This is a genomic window from Pseudomonas vranovensis DSM 16006, assembly GCF_000425805.1.
GTDB classification, from domain to species: domain Bacteria; phylum Pseudomonadota; class Gammaproteobacteria; order Pseudomonadales; family Pseudomonadaceae; genus Aquipseudomonas; species Aquipseudomonas vranovensis.
In genome coordinates, this window is the sequence record NZ_KE384455.1 from 63,342 (window position 1) to 86,602 (window position 23,261).

Sequence of the window (23,261 nt, forward strand, 5' to 3'; positions counted from 1 at the left end):
CCGCAGGTGGCGGGAAGGCCCAACCACCTGCTTTGGCGCCTTGTCAGACAGCCATTTGCCGCTTGTCGTGTACCGAGTCGATCAGACCGTACTCGGCGGCACGTTGCGCGCTCATGAAGTTATCGCGTTCGGTGTCACGCTTGATGGTCTCCAGGTCCTGGCCTGTGTGGTAGGCCAGCAACTCGTTCAAACGCGATTTGATGGAGAGGATTTCCTTGGCGTGGATCTCGATATCCGTCGCCTGGCCCTGGAAGCCACCCAGCGGCTGGTGAATCATCACCCGCGAGTTGGGCAGGCAATGACGCTTGCCCTTGGCACCGGCAGCCAGCAGGAAGGCGCCCATGGAGCACGCCTGACCGATACAGGTAGTAGAGACATCAGGCTTGATGAACTGCATGGTGTCGTAGATCGACATGCCCGCAGTCACCGAACCACCCGGCGAGTTGATGTACAGATGGATATCCTTGTCCGGGTTTTCCGCTTCAAGGAACAGCAGTTGCGCTGCAATCAGGTTGGCCATGTAGTCCTCTACCGGGCCGACCAGAAAGATCACCCGCTCCTTCAAGAGGCGCGAGTAGATGTCATAGGCGCGTTCGCCACGAGCGGATTGCTCGATAACCATCGGGACCAGGCCGCCTGCGGCCTGGATGTCAGAGCTCTGCTGATAATAAGAATTGCGGGACATGTCCTGCACTCACTCCCAAATAGTCATGTCTTGAATACGCACAAGCCAGCTCGAAGGCTGGCTTGTGGTGTTTTCCTACGAGAGAAGGAAATCAGTCAGCGGCAGGAGCCTGCGCTGGCTTGACAGCTTCTTCGTACGAGACCGATTTGTCGGTCACAGTCGCTTTCTGCAGAACAGTATCCACAACTTGTTCTTCCAGCACAACCGAACGGACTTCGTTCAGCTGCTGGTCGTTCTTGTAGTACCAAGCTACGACCTGCTCAGGCTCCTGGTAGGCCGAAGCCATTTCCTGGATCATTTCGCGAACGCGGTCTTCGTCTGGCTTCAGTTCGTTCTGCTTGACCACTTCAGCAACGATCAGACCCAGTACGACACGGCGCTTGGCTTGCTCTTCGAACAGCTCGGCCGGCAGTTGCTCTGGCTTGATGTTGCCGCCGAACTGCTGGACCGCTTGAACGCGCAGGCGGTTGACTTCGTTTTCCAGCAGGGCCTTGGGCACTTCAATCGGGTTGGCAGCCAGCAGGCCGTCCATTACCTGGTTCTTGATCTTGGTCTTGATGGCCTGACGCAGTTCACGCTCCATGTTCTTGCGAACTTCGGTGCGGAACCCTTCCAGGGTTGCTTCCTTGATGCCGAACTGGGCGAAGAACTCTTCGGTCAGCTCAGGCAGCTTAGGCTCGGAAACGCTGTTGACGGTAACGGTGAACTCGGCGGTTTTGCCAGCCAGGTCCAGGTTCTGGTAGTCCTCGGGGAAGGTCAGGTTCAGAACGCGTTCGTCACCAGCCTTGGCGCCAACCAGGCCTTCTTCGAAGCCTGGGATCATGCGACCCGAGCCCAGTACCAGCTGGGTGCCCTTGGCCGAACCACCGGCGAACACTTCACCGTCGACCTTGCCGACGAAGTCGATGTTCAGCTGGTCTTCGTTCTGGGCAGCGCGGTCGGCGGCTTCAAAACGGACGTTCTGCTTGCGCAGGACTTCCAGCATGTTGTCCAGGTCGGCATCAGCCACTTCGGCGCTCAGGCGCTCGACGGCGATCGAGTCGAAACCGGCAACGGTGAACTCAGGGAATACTTCGAAGATGGCGACGTATTCCAGGTCCTTACCCTTTTCGAACGACTTTGGCTCGACGGCAGGGGCGCCAGCCGGGTTCAGCTTCTGCTCAACCACAGCTTCGTAGAAGGAAGCCTGAACCAGGTCACCGAAGGCTTCCTGGCGAGCGGCGTCTTCGTAGCGCTGACGGATCACGCTCATCGGCACTTTGCCAGGGCGGAAGCCTGGAACCTTGGCGCGACGGGCAGTCTGTTGCAGACGCTTGTTGACTTCGGTCTCGACGCGCTCGGCCGGAACGGCGATGGTCATGCGACGCTCGAGAGCAGAAGTATTTTCAACAGAAACTTGCATGGATATTCCTCGTTGCACAGACGTTAGCCGGCGATACCCGACTCCAGAATCAAGGGCAAGCATTCTAGTGGCTCAAAGGCCAGAAGTCACCCCGTTCAAGACGACGGGAAAGTACGCCGGTCCATTTCATTTACAGCCCCCGGCAAAAAGTGTGTCCGGGGACGCTCAAGACCCGCCGCCCAAGGCTTGGCTACAGCCGGCACTCGGTGGATATGCCAGGCCTCGGGCAGCCAGAAATACATGTCAAAACACTACAAACAGCGCCTCAGGGCGCTGATTCGTCGATCTCGTTGAAGCTGCAGTAGTCTTCCCACTCAAGCCCCAGCGCCTGGGCCACTTCCCGATGCACTTCAAGACGCATGGCCTTGAGCTCATCTTCAGAGCCTGCGATCAACTGCAAGGTCAACTCCCAGGGCTCGAGCCCCTGCTCCTGGGCGGCATCCTCGAACGCCCACTCGATCTGCTGTTGCTGCTCATGCTCACTGAGCCCGGCAATCTCTTCAAGCAACTGCGGATTGGCCTGGGCGAAGCGCTGCAACGCGCTGGCCTGGCGTTCTTTTGAAACCATGGGACTGTCCTCATCACACCTTGCCGCTGACCACGGCCTCAACCGGCTGAAATCTATCAGCTTTTGGCCCTTTGTCACCAGTGCACCGCAGCACCGGCCTGCAACAACCCAAATACTATTTATTATCATTTGATAATGATAATCGATATACTGCGGCACCTTTTCGCTCCACACCGGCAAGCATCCCGATGGAACCCAGCCCTACCCCCACCTCACTCAACGCCTGCCTGCACACGCTCTACCAGGATCATCATCACTGGCTGCACCGCTGGCTGCGTCAGCGCATCGGTTGCCCGGAGCATGCTGCCGACATTGCCCAGGACACGTTCCTGAGCATCCTCAGCACCAAGGACTTGTTCCAGATCCGCGAACCCCGTTCCTTCCTGTCCACGGTGGCCCGGCGCCTGATGGCCAATGCCTATCGCCGGCGCATGGTCGAGCAGGCCTACTTTGAGGCATTGGCGCTGCTGCCCGAGACAGTGGAACCCTCACCGGAAGTCCGCCTGCTGGCCCTCGAAGCCCTGACCCTGCTTGACCGTATGCTCGACGCCCTGCCTGCCAGGGTGCGCGAGGCGTTTTTGCTGTCGCACCTGCAAGGCCTGAAAATAGCCGAGATTGCCGAACGCCTGCAGGTCAGCACCCGTTCGGTAAAGCTGTACCTGGTGCGCGCCAATCAACACTGCTTTTTTGCCCAGCCATCATGAGCCGACCCAGCCCGTTCAACGCCCGCACCACTCGCGAAGCGGCCCAGTGGTTGACCGAGACCATGGACGGCCCGCTCAACCCCGAACAAGAACAGGCTCTGCACCGCTGGCGCATGGCCGACCCGGAGAACGAGCGCGCCTGGCTGCATATTCACGCTTTGCGCCAACGCTTGTCGGGCCTGGACCGGCGCGCCGGCTACCAGAGCCTGTCCAAGGACCAGGGCAGCAGTCGCCGCAGCGCAATCAAGGCCCTGGCCTTGCTCGGCCTGTTTGGATGCGCAGGGCAACTGCTCTACCGCAGCCAGTCCACCGCCGGTATTGCCTACAACAACGGCGCCAGCTCGCCCCGTACCCTGCACCTTGATGACGGCAGCCAGCTGACCCTGGATGCCGAGACCGAAGTGGTGGTGTACCTGACCGCCGAGTACCGACACCTGCAACTCAACAGCGGTCGCCTGATGATCAACAGCGGCCATGCCGCCCCTTACGCCGCAGCGCCATTGAGCGTGTTGACCCCGCAGGGCAGCATTCGCGCCCTGGGCACGCGCTTCCTGGTCGAACTGCTGGACACCAGCACCCGGGTGTCGCTGTTTGAAGGCAGCGTGGAACTCCAGCCACAGAACGCCCCTTTGAATACCTTGCGCCTGAAACCCGGCGAACGCAGCCGCCTGGACACCTGGCAGGCCAGCGCAAACACCCCCGATGCCCTGGAACCGGCCTGGAGCAAAGGGCTGCTGGTGGCCGAGGACATGCGCCTGGACGCCTTTGCCCGGCAACTGGCGCGCTACCGCCCAGGCGTGCTGCGCTGCAGTGAAGACGTGGCCGGCCTGCGTATTTCCGGCGTGTATCCGCTGAGCGACAGCGACGCAGTACTCCATGCCCTGAGCCACGCGCTGCCCATTCAAGTACAACGCCGCTCCCGCTACTGGATCACCCTGAGCGCCCGTTGACCGGGCACGACGCTCACGACAGCAGATCGATGCGCACGCCCTGCGACTGGTCCGCGACCACCTTGACCTGCGCCCCGAACACGTCGGCGATCCGCTCCTCGCTGAGCACCTGCACCGGCGTGCCCTCGGCGCACAGCCTGCCGTGCTCCAGCAACCACAATCGGTCGCAGTAGCGCGCGGCCAGATTCAGGTCGTGCAGCACACACACCACCGCAATGCGTGGCAAGCGCGCCAACGAGCGCAGTACCCGCATCAAATTCTGCTGCTGGCCGACATCCAGCGCACTGGTGGGTTCGTCAAGTAACAGCAAGCGCTCCTGGTTGTCACCCCGCACATTGGCAGCCGGACTCACCGCCAACTGGTTCATGGCGCGGGCGATGGTCACCCGCTGCAACTCCCCGCCCGACAGCGACAACACGCCGCGTGACAATAGATGACGGATATCCAGGGCATCGATGATTCCCGGGCACGGTTCGCCGATATGCTGCTGCCCCAACTGGATGAATTCCAGCACCTGCCAGTCAAACACGCTGTCCATTTGCTGGGTGACCAGGGCGCGCCGGCTTGCCAGTTGCCTGGCGCTGAAATCGGACAGCGGCCGGCCAAGCAAGCGAATCTGGCCACTGTCTGGCCGGGTGTAGCCGGAGATCAGGGAGAGCAACGTGCTTTTGCCGGCACCGTTGGGCCCGATCAGGCCAAGCAACTGCCCTTCCTTTATAGAGGCTTTCAAAGGCCCCAGCGCAAACGGCTGCGCCAGACTGACATCGATCAGTTCAAGCATTTCAGAACTCCCGCACCTTGCGCCCAAGCAGCAGCCATAAAAAGTAGGGCCCGCCGATCACACTGGTGACCAGCCCTACCGGAATTTCTGCGGGGCTGGTCAGGCTTCTGGCCAGGGTGTCGGCCAGCAGCAGCAAGATGGCGCCACTCAGCATCGACGCCGGTATCAGCAACCGATGTCCAGGCCCGAAGCACAGGCGCAAGCAATGCGGCACCAGCAGGCCGATGAAACCGATGATCCCGGTCAGCGCCACGCACAGCCCCACCCCCAGCGAGGACGCCAGGACCACCCGGCTTTTCAGGCGACCGCCGTTCAGGCCGGCAGCATGGGCTGACACCTCGCCCAGCTGGAACAGGTCCAGGTCCGCCGCGCACCGCGCCAGCACCCACAGCGCCGGCGGCAGCACCATGCAGGCCACGCTCAGGGTCGACCACTGGGCGCTGCTGAGACTGCCCATGCCCCACAAGCTCAACTGACGCAGCTGCTCTTCGCTGGCGACATAGGCAAGAATGCCGCCCACCGCGCCCGTCAGGGTGTTGATGACCAGCCCTGCCAACAGCAAGGTAATAGTGGACTCACGCCCCCGATTGCCCCGTCCGATGCGGAAAATCACCAGGGTCACTAGCAAGGCACCGATAAAGCCTGCAAAAAACTGCCCGTACAGCTCAAAGCCCGGCAAACGGCCATTGACCAGCACCACCCAGACCGATACCGCAAGCCCGGCGCCACTGGCCTGACCGAGCAAGGTCGGATCTGCCAGCGGATTACGGAACAGGCCCTGCATGGCCGTACCGCCCGCCGCCAGGGTGGAGCCCACCAGCACAGCCAGCAGCAGGCGCGGCAGGCGCACTTCGTACCAGACTTGCCACTCCAGCGGTGCAGGCATCACGCCGACAAATATCGCCGGCGACAACCCGATGCTGCCCACCAACGAGCACACCGCCAGTAACAGGCACAACCCCACCAGCATCAACAGAAGAGTCTGCGTCGAAGCACCTCGCACCTGCATCATGGGAACAAGGCTCCGGCATCACGGCGCAACTGCAACATGGCCTGGACCGTGCGCGGCCCCAGGTTGAGCAATGCCTGGTCATCAACCTGGACCAGGCGGCGCTGCTGTCCGGCGGGCGTATGGGCCAGGCCGCCGAGTTGCCAGAGGTTTTCTTCCCCACCCAGCGCCTCCAGCCCCGCCTTGCTGACAATGACAAAATCAGGCGCCAGGGCCACCATGGCCTCCGCCGCCACCTGCTTGTAGGCGTTGAAGGGCGCACTGTTTTCGATACCCGCCTGTTCAAGAGCTGCGTGGGCTTCGGTGCCCCGGCCCATGATCAATGGGGTCATGCCGGCCCGATTGAAAATGAACAGTGCCCTTGGCCCTTCGAGCACCGGCATCCGGGCCAGCTCGGCCGCCAGGCGCTGCTGTTCCTCGGCCAACAGGTGCCCTTGCGCCTGGCGGTCCATCACCCGGGCAACCTGTTCGATTTTGCCGGCTATGTCGCCGATCCCTTTGCCGCGAGCGACACTGATCACTTCAAGATCCAGCGCTTGCAGTTGACGCAACACGATCACCGGCCGCGCCGCATCGCTGATCAACACTCGCTTTGGCTTGAGCGAGAGGATTCCTTCGGCTGACAACTGACGCAGGTAGCCCACCGAAGGCAAGCTGGCGATTGCTGGCGGATAGCGGCTGGAGTCATCACGCCCGACCAACTGCGCACCGGCATCCAGGCGCTCGACAATTTCAGCGAGGTCGTTGCCAATGACCAATGTGTCCGCCGCCTGACCACCTGCATACACCCCTATGCTGCCAACCAACAGGCATACGCCCAGACAAAGCCCCTTCATTGCATCACCTCCAGCGCATCCAGCCACTGGCGCCAGGCCACTTGCTCCGGCTCACCGGCCGGACGGCGGGCAAACACCTGAACGATCAAGCGCTGCCCGGCATCAAACAACTCAAGACTGGTCACTCCACCGCGCTCGTTGGGTTTGTGCACGCGCCAGGTCTGCGCCTCCATGGCATCCACAATGCTGAAACAGGTTGCAGCGGCCAGCGACGTTGCAGGCATTTCGAACACCAGGCGGTTTTCATAGGCATGCATGCCCGACAACTGCCCGGTAAATATCTGCACACTGCCCGCACTGTAGACAAACAGCATCAACTCCAGCCCGCTGCCGGCCAGTTGACGAAACAGCGCAACCGGGCTGCGCTCGGCCAGGCGCCGGGCGAATTGGGGCGTCACCAATTCATTGCCCTCGTAACGCGTCAGGCCATGTCGCTTGAGCAAGGCAAAATGCTCATGGACATTGTTCATTGCCGCCCACTCCTCCACTAGCCCCGGCACAAGCAACTCACGCCTGACGAAGGGTTCCTTGAGGGCGAATTCAGGCCGACGCTCCACACAACGGCCATACAGTTGCCTCCACTCCGCCAGCGAGGATTCAGGCACCGACATCACGCACAACAACAGCCTCCCGTGACGATCGAACACCTTCAGGGCATAGCTGCCGGCGCCGGCATCATGAGACACGCCCACCCAGTACCAGGCACGCAGATTCAGCCGCAGGTCCAGGCCATCGTCGCCAATCACCAGGCCAGCCTCGCTGATGTCGTCCGATTGCGGATAACGCCCCAACTGTTCGATCCACGCATGGCTGGCGGGCGTGCGGGTAAGCACCGGCCCCAGCGCATGCAGGTGCGCGGCCACCTCTACGGCAGGGACATCAAGGTGCAGACAATCGGCATCCAGGCACACGCCGGGTTCGGCTGCAGTCAGTACAGTCATCGGTAAATTCCTTGTAGAAGGCAGGCTCAATGCCCGGCGGTTGAAACGGGTTGATCACATTCGGCAGGGGCTGCAACCAGCGCAGAGCCATCGGCATCATGGGCAGGCAGCAACCAGAGAAAGTCGGCATCGGTAGCGGCCAGGCTCTGGCCCTGCTCGCCAATCACCAGCACCTTCAGGCCCGGGTCCAGCGGCCCCTTGGCCAGGTACTGGGGAGCACCCAGGCCCTTGAGCGTATGCAGGGTTCCGGCGAACAACAGTCGGGGCGCCTCGGCGCTGTCGAGTACCTGGGCCATGCGCAGATCGCGGGCATGCTGGATCGCAAGCATGCCGTTCAACCGCTCCTGATCAATCTGGCCGCAATGCATCCTGACGATATGTTGGCGTTGACGCGCCGCAATGGCGGGCGTAGGAGACAGCGCATGCACAGAAGCCCCCGAGGCACTCATCAAGCGCTTGCGCTCGGTGACCGACAGATTGCCTGCCAACAGCGGAAACGGCGCCGGCATCAACGCTTCCACCAGCGAACCGTACTGCTCCCAGGGCCAGCGCTCATTCCAATGCATGATCTGGCGCAAGCGCGGTGGCCGCACCTGATTGCCCTGGCGCAGCCAGGCCTGCACATCGGCAACCGGCCGCTGCTGGTCGCTGTCGAGCATTTCCAGCACCACAGCGCCCTGGGCACGGCGCTCGGCCAGGCGGGTGACCAGCCATTGCTCGATCAAATGATGGGCCAGGTTGTCATGCACTTCGCCGACCATCAGCGTACTGGCCGGGGCTAGTGCATCGATCAGCTCAGCCGCGCTGATCTGGCGGCCACTGCCGAGCTCGACAATCGCTCCCCACTGCGCGATGTTCGCTTCCATCGAGGCGTAAACCGACTCCCGTGGCGCGGTATTGACGCTGGCGCAGCCCATCAGCAGCGCCAGGCACAGCGCTGCAAATCCTTGCTTGTACATTCATTACTCCCCAGCCTGCGCCACTCAGTACTCGAAGGTGAAACCGATCGAAGCGGTACGGCCGCGACCGGTACCACGATCCAGGGAGGCAGACATGATCGAGTCCACCGAGGCGTTGTAGCTGTAGACCTTGTTGGCGACGTTCTCGACGTTGAAGAACACACTCAGGCTCTTCTGCACCTGCAGGCTGCCGTACACATCCCAGAGCACACCGGTAGAAGGCGTCTTCTTGGTTTCATACCAGTCCCAGCTCTCTTCGGCCGAGCCCGAATACTCACCGCGCGCGCCAAGTACCAAGCGCTCGTCGAACCAGCGTGTGCCGACATCCAGCGTCCAGTAGCGGTCCGGCTGGCTGTTGATGTCTTCGAGTTCGATGCCGGAAGTGGTCGGCGCCTTGGTGGTGGCGCGGGTCCAGGACAGGTTGGTATAGAAGAAGCCGACGTCGTAGCGACCTTCCACCTCATAGCCATCCATGCGCACTTGTTCGGGCCAGTTAACCCAGTTCATCTTCGCCGAATACTCGCCATCGTCGTCGACAATATCGAAAGACTGCGGGGTGATATAGCCGTCGATCTTGCTGATGAAGCGGTTGATCTTCAGTTGCCCGTAGTCCGAACTGCTGAGCAACCCGGCACGACTGAAGTTGACGCCGAGCTCATAGTTGGTGGAACGCTCCTGTCGCAGGAATGGGTTGGCCCCTACCCCATCGGCGTCGCTGGCATCGGCTTCGAGCGGGACTTTTTCGAAGAACATTTCCTGCACCCGCGGCGCCCGCGTGGTACGCGACCAACTGGTGTAGAGCTGCACCCAGTCGTAGGGCTTGACGGCAAAGCCGACGCGCGGGTTGAAGCTGTGTTCACGGCGGGTGATGTCGATATCGCCACCGCCGATGTCCAGGCATTGGCCGATGATCGAGCACTTGGGTACGTGACCGCTGACCTTGTAGCCGTCGTAATGGCCCGCCAGGGTCAGGGCATAGATGTCGTAGTTGAGCTCCAGGGTGCTGAACACGCTGTGGGTAGCTTGCTCGCCCTCGGGGTTGGCACCGCGTTTCTCCGGGGTCTTGGCGACGAAGTCATCAGTGTAGTAGCGAGCACCATTGCTCCAGTTGGCCTCCACCTCGCCCAGGTTGAAGCGACTGACGTTGGTGAAATCGAAACCGTGGGCATCGTCACGGGTCTTGCGGCCAATGTAGCTGGAGTCTTCTACCGGCGGATACTCAAGCCGGGTCGTGTTCTGATAGGCATTGACCGTCAGGTTTACCCATTCGCTGTAGGGGGTGTAGGCGTATTTGGCCCGATAGGTTTCGTTGTCCAGCTGCCAGGGGTAGTTGTGGTAGAACTCGTTGCGGTACTTCACCCCGCTCAGGTCCAGGCGGTGCATGTCATTGGGCTGCAGGCGCAGCTTGAGCAGGCCGGAGCGCGGATTCTGTTTGGTGGTGTCGTACTCGTTGGTCTGCCCGGAACTGGTCTCGTACTCGCCAGTCTGAGTGCTGCTGACGGCGGCGGCGATACCGTACACACCATCGACATCTTCAGGTTGCGTCCTGGCACCAGCGGCGAACATACGGGTATTGCCATAGCCGTTGTTGCCGGTGCGGTAGGTGGAACGAAAGCCCACGCGGTGGTCAGGCTTGACGATGTCATCGATGTCGAAGGTACGAAAATTCGCCGTGCCACCCAGGGTGTTCGCCCCTTCGGCGCCGTCCACCGAACCACGCTGCACATCGACCCCGGCCAGCAGGTTGGGATCGACAAAAGCCATTGGCCCTCCCGAACCGTGGCCTGCATTGTTGCGGAAGGTCTGGGTGACACCATCGATCATGGTGTTGACCCGCCCAAGGCCCGACAGGCCTCGGATATTCACCGACACGCCCGGCTGGCTACGCGAATGCATCGTGTAGGTGCCCGGCATCGACCGCACCAGGCTGTTCAGGTCCTGGCGCTCCGGGTGCGCTTCGCGGCTGCTCTGGATAGCGCCCGGCCGCTCGGCCAATGCCCCGACCATGGTTGGCGCGACTTCCAGGGCATCTGAACGCTGCTCATTGACCCGCAGCACATACGTACGGTCCTTGAGCCGCTCGATCCACAGACCGGTGCCCATCAACAGCAGGTCGAAGGCTTCCTTGACGGTGTAGTCGCCGCTGAGGCCTTGGGTGCTGCGGTTTTCGCTGAGTTCAGGAGCGTAGGTCAGCATGATGCCGGTTGCGCCGGCGAGCTGATTCAAGGCAGGCGCCAGGGGCCCGGAAGGAATCTCGTAATGCTTGCGGGCGCTGGCCTGCTCGGCGGCCTTGGTCTCGCCCGCCATCGCCGCCGAACCACCTGCCATCCCGATGGCCAGCGTCAAGGCTGTCAGCGCGCCACGCGCCAGCTTCAATGCATTGCTCTTGTCGTTGTGCTGCAACCACTGCACGGCGGCTGGCTGTGTGCTCTTCACTTGGCGCTCCCTGAACATTGAAAAATGATCTTTGTAGAGAGGTCACGCGAAGATCCGAAAAGGGGAAATGAAAATAATAATTATTTAAATAATTTTCAGAGGCAGATGCTCGGCAGCCAATCCGCATCAGATTTTTGGGGAAGGGAGAGAAGCGAATCGCCAGAAACGAAAAAAGCCGCTCTAGGCGGCTTTTTCTGTGCTTTCTCGCACTTCAGCGAAGGGCGGTGAAAGCTTGGATGGTGCGGACGAAGAGACTCGAACTCTTACAGCTTGCGCCGCTGGAACCTAAATCCAGTGTGTCTACCAATTTCACCACGTCCGCGTGAAGCTTTTAAAGCAAAGGCGCCAGATTTTCATCAGGCGCCTTTCTGGAATATGGGGTGGACGATGGGGATCGAACCCACGACAACAGGAGTCACAATCCTGTGCTCTACCAACTGAGCTACGCCCACCATATTGCATTTACCGCTTTACTTGTGCCTAAGCTGCCTATTGGCGCACCCGGCAGGACTCGAACCTGCGACCATCCGCTTAGAAGGCGGATGCTCTATCCAGCTGAGCTACGGGCGCATATTTAATCTGCTTTCTGTTACGATTACAAATTAACTTTTAGCCGTACCGAACAAGCTACCAAATCCGCTCATTCTGCCTGACCTTGCTAACCAGTGCTAGGCTCTGCCCGACAAGTGCGACGAATGTTATAGACGAGTGGTTAGGTCGTCAACTCTTTTTTGAAAAAAATTCATTTTATTTAAGGGCTTAGGGGAATTGCCGGACCAAGCGCCTTTGCCCTCGGGCCCCTTCATGCGAGAATGCGCGCTCTTTTTATTCCCTCTCGATGGTTAATCACGCGTCATGACTGCACACCTTATCGACGGCAAGGCGATCGCCGCCAGCCTGCGCCAGCAGATCGCCCAACGTGTCGTGGAGCGTCGCCAGCAAGGCCTGCGTACGCCTGGCCTGGCGGTGATCCTGGTCGGCACCGACCCCGCCTCTCAAGTCTATGTCTCGCACAAGCGTAAAGATTGTGAAGAGGTCGGCTTTATCTCCCAGGCGTTCGACCTGCCCAGCGAGACCTCCCAGCAAGCGCTGACCGACCTGATCGATCGCCTCAATGATGACGCGAACATCGACGGTATCCTGCTGCAGCTGCCATTGCCTGCCCACCTGGATGCTTCGCTGCTGCTCGAGCGTATCCGTCCAGATAAAGACGTCGATGGTTTCCATCCTTATAACGTCGGCCGCCTGGCCCAGCGGATCCCGCTGCTGCGTCCATGCACCCCCAAAGGCATCATGACCTTGCTCGAAAGCACCGGTCAGGACCTGTACGGCATGAATGCCGTTGTCGTCGGCGCCTCGAACATCGTCGGTCGCCCGATGGCCATGGAGCTGCTGCTGGCCGGCTGCACCGTGACCGTTACCCACCGCTTCACCAAAGACCTGGCCGGCCATGTCGGCCGCGCCGACCTGGTGGTGGTTGCCGCTGGCAAGCCGGGCCTGGTCAAGGGTGAGTGGATCAAGGAAGGCGCCATTGTCATCGACGTCGGCATCAACCGTCAGGACGATGGCAAGCTGGTGGGCGATGTGGTCTACGAGACCGCCCTGCCCCGCGCCGGCTGGATCACGCCGGTGCCGGGTGGCGTCGGGCCGATGACCCGGGCCTGCCTGCTGGAGAACACTTTGTATGCAGCGGAAGAACTGCATAAGTAAGGTGTGGAGCGGGTAGTGAAAAAACGGCATCTGTGAAGATGCCGTTTTTTTGTGCCCGCAATGGCTTATTTGCGTGCCGCATCCCAGGACTTGAGCAGTTCGCTGTAGCTGACGGTCTCGCCTTTTGGCTTCTCGTTGGCGAGTTTGGACTTGGGCGCGCCCGGCTGGTCAAACCAGTACTGGGCATCCCGCTCCGGGTTCAGCTTGGGCGCACAGGTGGCCTGGGCCTTGGAGCGCTCGAGCCGTTCGAGGATTTTGTCCTGGTCGCGGGCCAGGCCATCCAGGGCTTGTTGCGGGGTCTTTTCACCGCTGGCCGCTTCGGCGATATGACTCCACCACAACTGGGCCAGGCGTGGGTAATCCGGCACGTTGGTGCCAGTGGGCGTCCATTGCACCCGCGCCGGGCTGCGATAGAACTCCACCAGCCCACCGAGCTTAGGCGCCAGGTCAGTCATGGCCTGGGAGTTGATGTCCGACTCGCGGATCGGCGTCAGGCCGACGATGGTTTTCTTCAGCGACACGGTCTTGGAGGTCACGAACTGAGCATACAGCCAGGCCGCCAGGCGCTGCTTCTCCGGCGTCGACTTGAGGAAGGTCCAGGAACCGGCATCCTGGTAACCAAGTTTCATCCCCTCCTCCCAATACGGCCCCTTGGGCGACGGCGCCATGCGCCATTTCGGTGTGCCGTCGGCGTTCATCACCGGCAGGCCAGGCTTGGTCATGTCGGCGGTAAAGGCGGTGTACCAGAATATCTGTTGAGCGATGTTGCCCTGGGACGGTACCGGCCCGGATTCCGAAAAGGTCATGCCCTGGGCTTCCGGTGGCGCGTAGGCACGCATCCAATCGACGTATTTCTGGGTCGCATACACCGCCGCCGGGCCATTGGTGTCGCCGCCGCGGGTGACGCTGGAGCCGACCGGGTGGCAGTCCTCCACACGAATGCCCCACTCATCCACAGGCAAGCCATTGGGCAGCCCCTTGTCGCCACCACCGGCCATGGAGAACCAGGCATCAGTGAAGCGCCAGCCCAGCGACGGGTCTTTCTTGCCGTAGTCCATGTGCCCGTAGACACGCTTGCCGTCGATCTCTTTCACGTCTTCGCTGAAGAACTTGGCGATGTCTTCATAGGCTGACCAGTTCACCGGCACGCCGAGTTCATAGCCGTACTTTTCCTTGAACCTGGCCTTGAGGTCCGGGCGATCGAACCAGTCGGCACGGAACCAGTAGAGGTTGGCGAACTGCTGGTCCGGCAACTGGTAGATCTTGCCATCAGGCGCGGTGGTGAACGAGATGCCGATAAAGTCCTTCAGGTCCAGCGTTGGCGAGGTGTAGTCCTTGCCTTCGTTGGCCATAAGGTCAGTGATGGACTCGGTCTTGCCATAGCGAAAATGCGTGCCGATCAAGTCCGAGTCGTTGACCCAGCCGTCATAGATGTTCTTGTCCGACTGCATCTGGGTCTGCAGTTTTTCCACCACGTCGCCTTCCTGCAGCAGGTCGTGGGTCAACTTGATGCCGGTGATTTCGCTGAAGGCTTTGGCCAACACCTTTGATTCATATTCATGGGTGGCAATGGTTTCCGACACCACGTTGATTTTCATGCCGCGAAACGGCTCGGACGCCTTGATGAACCACTTGAGCTCCTCAAGCTGTTGCTCCGGGGTCAGGGTCGAAGGCTTGAACTCGCTGCCGATCCATTTCTTTGCTGCATCTTCATAGGCGTCTGCCCAGGCGCTGGCGTTGAAGCTGCCCAGTACGAGCAATGCAGCCAGGGTCAAATGTCGCCGGTTCTTGTTGTTGTCGAACATCGTGATCTCCCGATTGTGTATTCCCACGGAGCCTGGCCGAACCTGTCCGGTCAGCCCCAACGCATCACCACCAACAGCCACACCAGTGACAGCAGCGAGGCCACCCAGATATTCCAGTCGCCGCCCCCGATCACCAGCAGGTGCAGGTAAGCGCTGACCAGGAGGCCGATGAACAACCGATCGCCACGGGTGGTGGCAATCGGTAGGAAACCCCGGCGTTCCACGCAGGGCTTGCGCAACTCGAGCAGGGTCATGCCCAGCAGCAAACAGCCGATCGCGCTAAAAAACAGCGCCGTCGGCAAGGTCCAGGCCATCCACTCCATCGCACGCCTCCTCAGACCCGGCCCAGGGCAAAGCCCTTGGCCACGTGGTTGCGGACAAACCAGATCACCAGCATGCCCGGCAGAATCGTCAACACCCCGGCCGCCGCCAGCACGCCCCAGTCGATACCCGAGGCCGACACCGTGCGGGTCATCACCGCCGCGATCGGCTTGGCGTTCACCGAAGTCAGCGTGCGCGCCAGCAGCAGCTCGACCCAGGAAAACATGAAGCAGAAAAACGCCGTCACGCCGATGCCCGAGCCAATCAGCGGCACGAAGATCTTCACGAAAAAGCGTGGAAAGCTGTAGCCGTCGATATAGGCGGTCTCGTCGATTTCCTTCGGCACGCCAGACATGAAGCCTTCAAGGATCCACACCGCCAGTGGCACGTTGAACAGGCAGTGGGCCAGGGCCACCGCAATGTGGGTATCGAACAGGCCGATGGAGGAATACAGCTGAAAGAACGGCAGCAAGAACACCGCCGGCGGAGCCATGCGGTTGGTCAGGAGCCAGAAGAACAAGTGCTTGTCACCGAGAAAGCGGTAGCGCGAAAAGGCATAGGCCGCCGGCAAAGCCACGCCCAGCGATATCACCGTGTTCAGGCACACGTAGTAGAGCGAATTGATGTAGCCGCTGTACCAGCTCGGGTCAGTGAAAATGACCCGATAGTTGTCGAGGGTAAACGCCTGCGGCCACAAGGTCAGGCCGCCGAGAATCTCGGTGTTGCTTTTGAACGACATGTTCAGCAGCCAGTAGATCGGCACCAGCAGGAACAGGATGTACAGCAACAAGGGCAGCGTCTTGCGCGGGTTCATGCGGGCCGCCTCCTAGTCGTTGTCGGCATGGGTCATGGCGGTGTAGAACAGCCACGACACCAGCAGGATGATCAGGAAGTACACCAGCGAGAATGCCGCCGCCGGCCCCAGGTCGAACTGCCCCACCGCCATTTGCGTGAGGGTCTGGCTAAGGAAGGTGGTGGCATTGCCCGGCCCGCCACCGGTGAGCACGAACGGCTCGGTGTAGATCATGAAGCTGTCCATGAAGCGCAGCATCACCGCGATCAGCAGCACGTTCTTCATCTTCGGCAACTGGATATGCCGGAACACCGCCCAGGCCGAGGCGCGGTCGATGCGCGCCGCCTGGTAGTACACATCCGGGATCGCCCGCAGCCCCGAGTAGCACAGTAGCGCCACTAGCGAGGTCCAGTGCCATACGTCCATCACCAGCACCGTCACCCAGGCGTCCATGGTATTGGCCGCGTAGTTGTAGTTGATCCCCAGCTGGTTGAGCGAGGCACCCAGCAAACCGATGTCGGCACGGCCAAAGATCTGCCAGATTGTGCCCACCACGTTCCACGGAATCAGTAACGGAATGGCCATGACGATCAGGCACAGCGACGACCAACGCCCCTTGGTCGGCATGGTCAACGCGATGGCGATCCCCAGCGGAATCTCGATCAGTAGCACACAACCCGAGTAGATGAACTGGCGCAGCAACGAGTCGTGCAGGCGCGGGTCCTGCAGCACCTGGCGGTACCAGTCGGCGCCGACAAAGTAGCGACTGGACTGATCGAAGATGTCCTGCACCGAGTAATTGACCACCGTCATCATCGGCACCACAGCGCTGAACGCCACCAGCAGGAACACCGGCAGCACCAGCCACCAGGCCTTGTTGTTGGGTACCTTGTTCATGGCATGGCCTCCACCAGCACATCGTTGGCATAGAGCATCAGCCACTGGGATGGAAAACTGATCCAGGCATGCCCCTCCGGCACTGCGCGGTCTTCACCCAGGCGTACCTTCAGCGCCACACCCTCAAGCTCCAGGGTCAGGATCCGGTAGGTGCCCAAGTCTTCGATATCCACTACGCGAGCCTTGAAGGCATCATCGAAGGGGGCCTCCCGCACCTGGACGAACTCCGGGCGGATACCGACCTGCAAGCGTGCAGTGGGCAGCTGTTCCAGGCGCTCGCGCAGCGATGCCGGCAAGGGCAGCACCACGGCACCAAAGCGCACGCCGCCCGCCGCGACCTGCACCTCGATCAGGTTCATGCCCGGGCTTCCGATGAAGTAGCCGACGAAGGTATGGCGCGGCCGCTCGAAAAGTTCGCGCGGGGTGCCGAACTGAACGATCTGGCCGCCATACATCACCGCGATCTTGTCCGCGAAGGTCGAGGCCTCCAACTGGTCGTGGGTGACGTAGATCATGGTGATGTTGAACTGCTCGTGGATCTGCTTGAGCTTGCGTCGCAGCTTCCACTTCAGGTGCGGGTCGATCACTGTCAGCGGCTCATCGAAGAGGATTGCCGAGACGTCGTCACGCACCAGGCCGCGCCCCATCGAGACTTTCTGCTTTTCGTCGGCAGTGAGGTTGCGAGCTTTTCTTTTCAGTGCCGGGCCCAGGTCCAGCACTTCGGCGATTTCCGCCACCTTGCTGCGCACCCGCGCCTCATCCATGCCCTGGTTGCGCAGCGGAAAGGCCAGATTGTCGAACACGGTCATGGTGTCGTACACCACCGGGAACTGAAATACCTGGGCAATGTTGCGCGCCTGGGGCGAGAGGTCATTGACCACCTTGCCATCGAACAGTACCTGGCCCTGCAACGGGCTGAGCAGGCCGGAAATGATATTGAGCAAGGTCGACTTGCCGCAGCCCGAAGGCCCGAGCAAGGCGTAGGCACCGCCCTGCTCCCACACGTGTTCCAGCTCACGCAAGGCGTAGTCGTCAGCGCTACCGGGTGTGCGGCTGTAGCTGTGGGCCAGGTGCTGCAAGCGGATCTCGGCCATCAGACACCCCTTGCTTCACGGACGCCCGGCGCCTGCACCAGCTTGCCCACGCTGTCGAACACGAACAATTTATGCGTGGGAATGAACACCCGGATCGACGCATCGACGTTGTACTCATGCACGCCGGGCAAGTGCAGGATGATGCGAAAGTGCTCGTTGCGCACATGCAGGAAGGTTTCCGAACCGCTGATTTCTGCCAATTCCACCAGCACCGCCAGCTCCAGGTCGTCGTCGTTGGAAGGCACCAGGCTGATATGGCTGGGGCGCACACCAAAGCGGTATTCGCCGTCGCCGATACGGCGCAGGTCAGCGTTCATCGCAAAATGCACGGCACCGGCGAAACTCACTTCGTTGCCATTGATGCGCCCGGGAATCAGGTTGATCGGCGGCTCGGAAAACAGCTCCGCCGCCAACACCGTGCGCGGCTGGTGATAGACCTTTGCGGTGGGGCCGCTCTGCACGATGCGTCCCTCATGCAGAACGGTGGTGGTGCCACCCAGGGCCAGCGCCTCATTGGGTTCGGTGGTGGCGTACACGGCAATGCAGTGACGCTGGGCAAACAGCGCGCGCATCTCCTGACGCAGCTCTTCGCGCAACTTGTAGTCCAGGTTCACCAAGGGCTCGTCGAACAGGATCAGCTCGGCATCCTTGACCAGCGCCCGAGCCATGGCCGTGCGCTGTTGCTGCCCGCCCGACAGCTCCAGGGGCATACGCGTGAGAAACGGCTCGATACGCAGCATCTGCGCGGTCTGGTACACCTTGTGGCGAATCTCTTCGTCGCTCACCCGTGCCTGGCGCAACGGCGAGGCAATGTTTTCGAACACGCTCAGGGTCGGGTAATTGATGAACTGCTGGTAGACCATCGAGACATTGCGCTGGCGCACCGGCTGGCCCGTGACATCCACCCCGTTCATCAGCACCCGGCCGTGGTCGGGACGATCGAGCCCGGCCATCAGGCGCATCAGGCTGGTCTTGCCCGACAACGTGCGACCGAGCAGAACATTGAACGAGCCCGGCTCAAAACTGAGGCTGGCATCGACAATCCACGGCTGGTTATCGACGGTGCGGCTGACATGTTCCAGCGTTAGCGACATGGGCGGCCCTGGTTGTTGTTATCAGACAGGCATTGGCCACAAAGCCAGATCCGTGCCAGTACCGGGCGCTTCAGCTAAGCCATTGTCAACGCGGTATTTTTCCGGGAACCCCGGCCAATGCCTGTTCGCCGTTGAACACGATTGAACAGCAAGCGTTGAACACTTGAACAACCCACGCATTGACAATGAACAGGACTGAACAACACTGGATCACACAAAAACAACAGCACTGCCCCGGCAGAGGGAAGGCCCATGGCCGTATCCGCCCCCACCCATGCCCAACTGATCCAGGCGTCCTGGGCGCGCTGTCGCGAGTACGGCCTGACACCGCAAAACACACCCGACTTCGATCAGTTGTCCGGCACTCACCTTGGCGAGCTGCTCGAGCGCCAGCAGGTGCTGTTGCGCACCACCCGCGACGAGGTCATGCCGCAGTTCAGTCACCTGTTGGGCAACTCCAGCTACCTGATCATGCTCAGCGATGAGCAAGGTCGCCTGCTGGACACCTGGGGCACCCGGCGCTTCATCGACCCGCATCAGCAGCACGGTTTTGTCGCCGGTGCCCGCTGGCTGGAACAGGGCGTGGGCACCAACGCCATTGGCACCGCGCTGGCCTGCGCCCAGGCTGTGCATGTGGGCCAGGATGAACACTTCCTCAAACTCAACCGCTACATGGCCAGCGCCGCTGCGCCGCTGATCGATGCCGAGCGCCGCCTGATCGGCGTGCTCGATGTATCCAGCGACAGCTACCTGCCCGCCTCGCAAACCCTGGGCCTGGTGCGGATGATGAGCCAGAGCCTGGAAAACCGCCTGATCATGGCCCGCTATGCCGGGCACTGCCGGCAACTGAGCTTCAACTCAGGCTCGAACAACCTCGACAGCCAATGGGCCGGCCTGCTGCTGTTCGATGACCTGGGACGCATCCTTGCCGCGAATCGACGGGCCGACAGCCTGCTCGGCCAGTCGCCCCTGCAGCAGCGTCTTGAGCAAGTCTTCCAGACACCGCTGACGGAGCTGCTCAAGCACGCACCCGGTGAGCCCTTTGCCGTGCAGGTGACCGGCCGCAACCGCTTTCATTGTTTATTGCATGAGCCGCTGCAACGTCCCGCTCCGTTCGCCGTCAAGCCACCTGCACATGAAGGCGACCCACGGATCGGCAAGGCCCTGCAACAGGCCGGCCTGCTGCTGGAAAAAGACATCCCGGTGTTGATCCAGGGCGAAACCGGGGTCGGCAAGGAAGTGTTCGTCAACGCCCTGCACGCCGCCAGCAGCCGTCGTCACCAGCCGCTGATTGCCGTCAACTGCGCTTCAATCCCGGCAGAACTGGTAGAGTCGGAACTGTTCGGCTATGAAAAAGGCGCTTTCACAGGCGCCCACCACAAGGGCAACCCGGGGCTGATCCGCAAAGCCGACCACGGTATCGTCTTTCTCGACGAAATCGGCGACATGCCGCTGTCGACCCAAGCGCGGTTGTTACGCTTTCTTCAGCAACGCAGCATCCAGCCACTGGGCAGTGGCGAGCCGGTAGCGGTGGATATCCGAGTGGTCTCTGCCACCCACCAGGACCTGCCCGCACTGGTACGCCAAGGTCGTTTCCGCCAGGATCTCTACTACCGCATCGCCGGCATGAGCCTGACCTTGCCGCCTTTGCGCGAGCGCAGCGACCGCCTGGCCCTGATCAGGCAGATCCACCAGCAGCACCGCGCCCCCGATGCGCCCGGGCAGCTCGACAGCAACATCCTGCAGCACCTGTTGCAACACCCTTGGCCAGGCAACCTGCGCCAGTTGAGCAGCACCCTGCAGGTAGCCCTGGCCCTGGCCGACGGCCAGCCCATTGCCGTGGAGCATTTGCCGGACAGTTTCCTGGCCGAAACGGTGGCCCCTCCGTGTGTCGGGCGCAATGCAGCCGAAGAGGACCTGAGCCTGCGCCTGCGGGCACTCAACGGCAACGTATCGGCCCTGGCCCGAGACCTGGGAATCAGCCGCACCACCCTCTACAAGCGCCTGCGCGACCAGGGCCAAATAGTCGGTTGATCGACAACATTTCCCACCGGGCTGGCGCGCAGCCGATTCTGCTGTAACACCCTGGATTTCAGCTTTACCGGCTGAGCGCCCGCTGTGCTTCAGCCGGGATTTATCCCCCGTCGCATCGACAATAGCCATACCGCCAACCCCGGATGCGTGCCTCGATGCAAACAACAAATACAGTCTTGATGATCCGCCCGGCGCGGTTCGCCTTCAACCCGGACACCGCCCTCAACAACCGCTTCCAGCAAGCACTGCTCGACCCGGACCGGGCACAGCAGAAAGCGCTGGAAGAGTTCGATGACTATGTCGATACCCTGCGCCAGCATGGCGTCGAAGTGCTGGTGGTGCAGGACACCCCGGCACCCCACACCCCCGACTCGATCTTCCCCAATAACTGGTGGAGCAGCCACGCCGATGGCAGCCTGGTGCTCTATCCGATGGAAGGCCAGAACCGCCGGCTGGAGCGCAACAAAGGCGTACTCAAGGTGCTTGAAGAACGCTTCGCCGTTCGTCAGACCATCGATCTGAGCCCGCTGGAACAGCAGAGTATGTACCTGGAAGGGACTGGCAGCATGGTCCTGGATCGCCAGCACCGGATCAGCTACGCCTGCCATTCCGGTCGCACTCACACCCAGGCCCTGCGCCTGTTTGCCGAACAACTCGACTACCGCCTGTGCGTGTTCCACGCCGTCGACCGGCACCAGGCGCCGATCTATCACAGCAACGTGATGATGAGCGTGGGCCGCGGGCTCTCGGTGGTCTGCCTGCAAGCCCTTCCCGACGCCAACGAGCGCCGCGCCCTGGAGCACTCATTGCGCGACACCGGCAAGGACATCCTGGCCCTGGACTTCGACCAGCTCGAAGGCTTTGCCGGCAACATGCTCGAAGTCCACGACAAGCAAGGCCAGCCGCTGCTGGTGATGTCGCGCAGCGCCTGGCGCTCGCTGTCGGTCGAGCAACGCAGCCAGGTCGAGCAGCACAGCCACCCGGTGGTGGTAAACATCGACCATATCGAACGCATCGGCGGCGGCAGTGCCCGCTGCATGCTCGCCGAAGTGCACCTGCCGGTGCGCCACTGATTACAACAAAGGAGTTCATCATGACCCGCTATATCGACATTACCGATCTCAGCCACCTGGTGGCGCGCAAGGGCCTTGGCACCTGCATCAGCGAGATGGCCGAGTACATTCGTGAGGACTACCTGCGCTGGCACGACTTTGAAAAATGCGCGCGCCTGGCCAACCACTCACCCGATGGCGTGATCGAGTTGATGCCGGTGTCCGATGCCAACCTCTATGCCTTCAAGTACGTCAACGGCCACCCCAGGAACACTCAACGCGGCATGCTCACTGTCATGGCGTTCGGCGCCCTGGGCGATGTCGATACCGGCGCACCGGTGCTGCTCAGTGAGATGACCCTGACCACCGCGATCCGCACCGCCGCCACCTCGGCCCTGGCCGCACGCTACCTGGCGCGCCCGGGCAGCCGACGCATGGCCCTGATCGGCAATGGCTCGCAGAGCGAATTCCAGGCCCTGGCTTTCCACACCCTGCTGGGTATCGACGAGATCCGCCTGTACGACCTGGACCCTGCGGCCAGCGCCAAGCTGGTGGCCAACCTCAGCACCTTCCCTCAGCTCAAGGTGAGCATCGCAGGCTCTGTGGCCGAGGCAGTACGCGGCGCCGACATCGTCACTACGGTGACCGCCGACAAGGCCTACGCCACCATCCTCACCCCGGATATGATCGTACCCGGCATGCACCTCAACGCCGTGGGTGGCGACTGCCCGGGCAAGACCGAACTGCACCGCGACATCGTCGAACGCGCCCGGGTAATCGTCGAATACGAACCGCAAAGCCGTATCGAAGGCGAAATCCAGCAGATGCCCTCCGATTCGCCCACCACCGAGTTCTGGCAGGTGGTCAACGGCCAGGTGCCGGGTCGCGAGAGCGACGAGCAAGTCACCCTCTTCGACTCGGTCGGCTTCGCCCTTGAGGACTATTCGGCCCTGCGCTACGTACTGGATGTAGCCACGGCCCTGGACATCGGTCACGACATTGCCCTGGTGCCCGAGCTGGACAACCCCAAGGACCTCTTCGCCTTGCTGCGCCAGCCGCTGACCAGCGCCCAGAAAAAGCGCGCCTGAGGCCCCTCGGTTGCGCCGCGCCAACGCACGGCGCAACCGTAACCGCTGTCACTCAAACCCAAACAGGAGGTGGCGCAGCCGATCCGGCTGCAATTACACGTT

21 protein-coding genes and 3 tRNA genes are annotated in these 23,261 nt (G+C 61.4%); 6 read left to right on the forward strand and 18 right to left on the reverse strand.

Translation table 11 applies throughout. The features are described 5' to 3' along the window. Positions 1-43: 43 nt before the first annotated feature. The 3 genes from clpP to H621_RS0121295 all read right to left on the reverse strand — a co-directional run bounded on the left by clpP (position 44) and on the right by H621_RS0121295 (position 2,655). Positions 44-685 carry an ATP-dependent Clp endopeptidase proteolytic subunit ClpP gene (clpP, locus tag H621_RS0121285; protein ID WP_028945303.1) on the reverse strand — a complete coding sequence of 214 codons (642 nt, stop codon included), beginning with the start codon at positions 683-685 and terminating at the stop codon, positions 44-46. A gap of 91 nt (positions 686-776) precedes the next feature. Further along, positions 777-2,087: a trigger factor gene (gene tig, locus H621_RS0121290; RefSeq protein ID WP_028945304.1), complete on the reverse strand. Its 1,311-nt coding sequence runs from the start codon at positions 2,085-2,087 to the stop codon at positions 777-779. 265 nt (positions 2,088-2,352) lie between these two features. Then, positions 2,353-2,655, reverse strand: coding sequence for a DUF6388 family protein (locus H621_RS0121295; RefSeq protein ID WP_028945305.1), 303 nt, complete (start codon positions 2,653-2,655; stop codon positions 2,353-2,355). A 188-nt stretch (positions 2,656-2,843) separates the two neighbouring features. Between H621_RS0121295 and H621_RS0121300 the strand changes: the two genes are divergently transcribed. Beyond that, complete coding sequence (locus H621_RS0121300; RefSeq protein ID WP_028945306.1) at positions 2,844-3,359, forward strand: sigma-70 family RNA polymerase sigma factor; 516 nt, start codon at positions 2,844-2,846, stop codon at positions 3,357-3,359. Continuing rightward, positions 3,356-4,309, forward strand: a complete 954-nt coding sequence (locus H621_RS0121305; RefSeq protein ID WP_051270674.1) for a FecR domain-containing protein — start codon at positions 3,356-3,358, stop codon at positions 4,307-4,309. The genes H621_RS0121300 and H621_RS0121305 overlap by 4 nt, the downstream gene beginning before the upstream one ends. A 13-nt stretch (positions 4,310-4,322) precedes the next feature. Here the strand turns inward: H621_RS0121305 and H621_RS0121310 are convergent, their stop codons facing one another. The 9 genes from H621_RS0121310 to H621_RS0121350 form a co-directional block, all read right to left on the reverse strand. Next, positions 4,323-5,090, reverse strand: a complete 768-nt coding sequence (locus tag H621_RS0121310) for an ATP-binding cassette domain-containing protein (RefSeq protein WP_028945308.1) — start codon at positions 5,088-5,090, stop codon at positions 4,323-4,325. A gap of 1 nt (position 5,091) precedes the next feature. After that, positions 5,092-6,102 (reverse strand): FecCD family ABC transporter permease, encoded by a 1,011-nt coding sequence (locus H621_RS0121315; protein ID WP_051270678.1) that lies wholly within the window; start codon positions 6,100-6,102, stop codon positions 5,092-5,094. Then, complete coding sequence (locus H621_RS0121320) at positions 6,099-6,935, reverse strand: heme/hemin ABC transporter substrate-binding protein (protein ID WP_028945310.1); 837 nt, start codon at positions 6,933-6,935, stop codon at positions 6,099-6,101. The genes H621_RS0121315 and H621_RS0121320 overlap by 4 nt, the downstream gene beginning before the upstream one ends. Then, entirely contained in the window at positions 6,932-7,876 is a 945-nt protein-coding gene (locus H621_RS0121325) for a ChuX/HutX family heme-like substrate-binding protein (protein ID WP_028945311.1), read from the reverse strand. Before H621_RS0121325 ends, H621_RS0121320 begins: the two co-directional genes overlap by 4 nt. A 26-nt stretch (positions 7,877-7,902) precedes the next feature. Next, positions 7,903-8,835, reverse strand: a complete 933-nt coding sequence (locus H621_RS27455) for a ChaN family lipoprotein (protein ID WP_051270680.1) — start codon at positions 8,833-8,835, stop codon at positions 7,903-7,905. Between the two features lie 24 nt (positions 8,836-8,859). After that, positions 8,860-11,271, reverse strand: coding sequence for a TonB-dependent receptor (locus H621_RS0121335; protein WP_158259251.1), 2,412 nt, complete (start codon positions 11,269-11,271; stop codon positions 8,860-8,862). 237 nt (positions 11,272-11,508) lie between these two features. Beyond that, a tRNA-Leu gene (locus H621_RS0121340) sits at positions 11,509-11,593 on the reverse strand. Positions 11,594-11,647: 54 nt separating this feature from the next. Beyond that, a tRNA-His gene (locus tag H621_RS0121345) sits at positions 11,648-11,723 on the reverse strand. Positions 11,724-11,764: 41 nt separating this feature from the next. Next, positions 11,765-11,841: transfer RNA gene (locus H621_RS0121350), tRNA-Arg, on the reverse strand. 285 nt (positions 11,842-12,126) lie between these two features. Here H621_RS0121350 and folD point away from each other — a divergent pair. After that, positions 12,127-12,981, forward strand: a complete 855-nt coding sequence (folD, locus tag H621_RS0121355; RefSeq protein ID WP_028945313.1) for a bifunctional methylenetetrahydrofolate dehydrogenase/methenyltetrahydrofolate cyclohydrolase FolD — start codon at positions 12,127-12,129, stop codon at positions 12,979-12,981. Between the two features lie 65 nt (positions 12,982-13,046). On the opposite strand, the gene H621_RS0121360 is transcribed toward folD, so the two are convergent. Genes H621_RS0121360 through H621_RS0121385 form a run of 6 tightly spaced genes read right to left on the reverse strand, consistent with a single transcriptional unit; the run spans position 13,047 to position 18,985 of the window. Next, on the reverse strand, positions 13,047-14,786 hold the full coding sequence (locus H621_RS0121360) for an ABC transporter substrate-binding protein (RefSeq protein ID WP_028945314.1): 1,740 nt from the start codon (positions 14,784-14,786) through the stop codon (positions 13,047-13,049). Positions 14,787-14,836: 50 nt separating this feature from the next. Further along, positions 14,837-15,109 (reverse strand): DUF2160 domain-containing protein, encoded by a 273-nt coding sequence (locus tag H621_RS0121365; protein WP_028945315.1) that lies wholly within the window; start codon positions 15,107-15,109, stop codon positions 14,837-14,839. Between the two features lie 11 nt (positions 15,110-15,120). Then, on the reverse strand, positions 15,121-15,921 hold the full coding sequence (locus H621_RS0121370) for a carbohydrate ABC transporter permease (RefSeq protein ID WP_028945316.1): 801 nt from the start codon (positions 15,919-15,921) through the stop codon (positions 15,121-15,123). Between the two features lie 12 nt (positions 15,922-15,933). After that, positions 15,934-16,797 (reverse strand): carbohydrate ABC transporter permease, encoded by an 864-nt coding sequence (locus H621_RS0121375; protein ID WP_028945317.1) that lies wholly within the window; start codon positions 16,795-16,797, stop codon positions 15,934-15,936. Continuing rightward, the gene (locus H621_RS0121380; protein WP_028945318.1) at positions 16,794-17,891 is read right to left on the reverse strand and encodes an ABC transporter ATP-binding protein; all 1,098 of its coding nucleotides are present in this window, start codon (positions 17,889-17,891) and stop codon (positions 16,794-16,796) included. The genes H621_RS0121375 and H621_RS0121380 overlap by 4 nt, the downstream gene beginning before the upstream one ends. Next, complete coding sequence (locus H621_RS0121385; RefSeq protein WP_028945319.1) at positions 17,891-18,985, reverse strand: ABC transporter ATP-binding protein; 1,095 nt, start codon at positions 18,983-18,985, stop codon at positions 17,891-17,893. Before H621_RS0121385 ends, H621_RS0121380 begins: the two co-directional genes overlap by 1 nt. Before the next feature lie 252 nt (positions 18,986-19,237). Between H621_RS0121385 and H621_RS0121390 the strand changes: the two genes are divergently transcribed. The 3 genes from H621_RS0121390 (at position 19,238) to H621_RS0121400 (ending at position 23,159) form a co-directional block, all read left to right on the forward strand. After that, on the forward strand, positions 19,238-21,019 hold the full coding sequence (locus H621_RS0121390; RefSeq protein WP_028945320.1) for a sigma-54-dependent Fis family transcriptional regulator: 1,782 nt from the start codon (positions 19,238-19,240) through the stop codon (positions 21,017-21,019). Positions 21,020-21,174: 155 nt separating this feature from the next. Then, a complete protein-coding gene (gene ctlX, locus H621_RS0121395) occupies positions 21,175-22,092 on the forward strand; it encodes a citrulline utilization hydrolase CtlX (protein ID WP_028945321.1) in 918 nt (305 codons plus the stop codon). A 20-nt stretch (positions 22,093-22,112) separates the two neighbouring features. After that, complete coding sequence (locus H621_RS0121400; RefSeq protein WP_028945322.1) at positions 22,113-23,159, forward strand: ornithine cyclodeaminase; 1,047 nt, start codon at positions 22,113-22,115, stop codon at positions 23,157-23,159. The last annotated feature ends 102 nt before the right edge of the window (positions 23,160-23,261 follow it).